Raw genomic sequence first — 1,432 nt, 5'->3', positions numbered from 1 at the left:
TCTCGAACGCCCCAGCCCGTTCACGTGCGGGCCGAGTTTGGTGCTGCCGCACCCTCCCTCGCGGGAGGGCTTGCCACCTCACACCAAGGCTCAGTCCTTCGGCGCCGCAAGTGGTTTCGTGTACCCCAGCTGCTAGTGCCTTCGAGCCTCGCGATAGAATGGAGGCGGTCAAAATCGGAGGTCACCGGCGGAGCCGGGGCTTTTGGAGTCCGATTCTGGTCCGGCCCGCCCAATGCACATCGAAGGGTCGCTAGTGGTTCTGCCTGAGGCGGAACACATGAGACAAACACACCCGGGTTTCGGTCACTCCATCCGAAAGGGCCCGGCTCACTTTCGTCCGAATTCGTTCGGATGAGTTTGAGTCGTCCGACCCTTCCCGGAACCGGCGCAAACTCATCCATTGCCTTGGAAGAGGGCCGGTGGAAACACTCAAATTGATCGTTCTGTGCGTGGTCGTGATCTTCGTCGTCGGATCGGCCACATTCGCGTTCTGCTACTACATCCGGGCAGGACGCAGTTCCCTGGAGAATGGTGGCGTCGATGCTCTCGGAGCGTTGACCGACTACATGAGGGCCTGGCCCAATCCGTTCCGCGGGATCGGCGACATCGTCAACGGGATGGTGTTCCGACGAGGAACCACGGCGCCGCCGGCCGATCCGGAGGCGGGTCAGCCCGAGGCGGACGCACCTGCTCCTGATCCGGACGATAACGATCCGCCTGGCGCTGATCTCGCTGCCTGACAACCACTCGGCCTACGGAGTATTCGCCCGTAGCCCAGTGGCAAGCCCTCCCCGCTGAGGGGAGGGCGCGGCAGCCCTTCGAGACCGCACATCCGCAGCTTCGTGTTCCTACAGGCCGAGGTCGTAACCGGGGTCGGCGCCGGGGAATTCGGTGCCAGGCAGATCGAGGTCGCCCAGATCCGGGGCGGCAGTGAGGTCGCTGGTCCAGTCGAGCAGGCCGGCGGCGGCGAGGAGGTCGTCGGTCTCACCGCCGCTCGAATGCTTAGGTGCCGGCTCGGGCTGATCGGCGCGACCGATGTCGTGGTGGGCGTCGAGTTGCTCGGTGAGCCGCCACCGCAGCGCGGCCGCGGGCTGCTCATCCGGCAGCGGCCGGTCCATCGCGGCGTGGAGTGCCTGGTCGACGTCTAGGCCACCGTGGTGTGCGGCGTCCAGGCGTTCGGCGAGCACGGGCCAATACGGGTCGTGGGGGAGGCGATCGTCGAGGCCGCCAGCCAGCGCCGCCCAGCGTCGGGCAGGGCCGTCGAGATCACCGACAGCCGCCGCGACCGCACGCGAAAGGTCCTGCTGGGTGCGCTGTTCAGCGGCGGGGTAACGGTCGGCGCCGGTGGGGCGTCTGTCGTGGTCGGGCACGTGCTGGGCGGCCCGCCACACCGCAAGGTCGGCGACCAGGTCGCGGTCGGCAGGGAGTAGAG

2 protein-coding genes are annotated in these 1,432 nt (G+C 67.2%); one reads left to right on the top strand and one right to left on the bottom strand.

Going from position 1 to position 1,432, the window contains the following annotated elements:
• The first annotated feature begins 449 nt into the window (after positions 1-449).
• Positions 450-740: a hypothetical protein gene (locus A5780_RS27660; RefSeq protein ID WP_156769692.1), complete on the top strand. Its 291-nt coding sequence runs from the start codon at positions 450-452 to the stop codon at positions 738-740.
• A gap of 108 nt (positions 741-848) precedes the next feature.
• Here A5780_RS27660 and A5780_RS41390 read toward each other — a convergent pair.
• Positions 849-1,432: hypothetical protein (locus A5780_RS41390; protein ID WP_197521894.1), on the bottom strand; the 584-nt coding region annotated here is incomplete at its 5' end.

Origin of the sequence: Nocardia sp. 852002-20019_SCH5090214 (assembly GCF_001665865.1) — a bacterium.
Classification (GTDB): domain Bacteria; phylum Actinomycetota; class Actinomycetes; order Mycobacteriales; family Mycobacteriaceae; genus Nocardia; species Nocardia nova.
The sequence above is the reverse complement of the archived record's forward strand: the minus strand, read 5'-3'. Positions and strand labels throughout refer to the sequence as shown.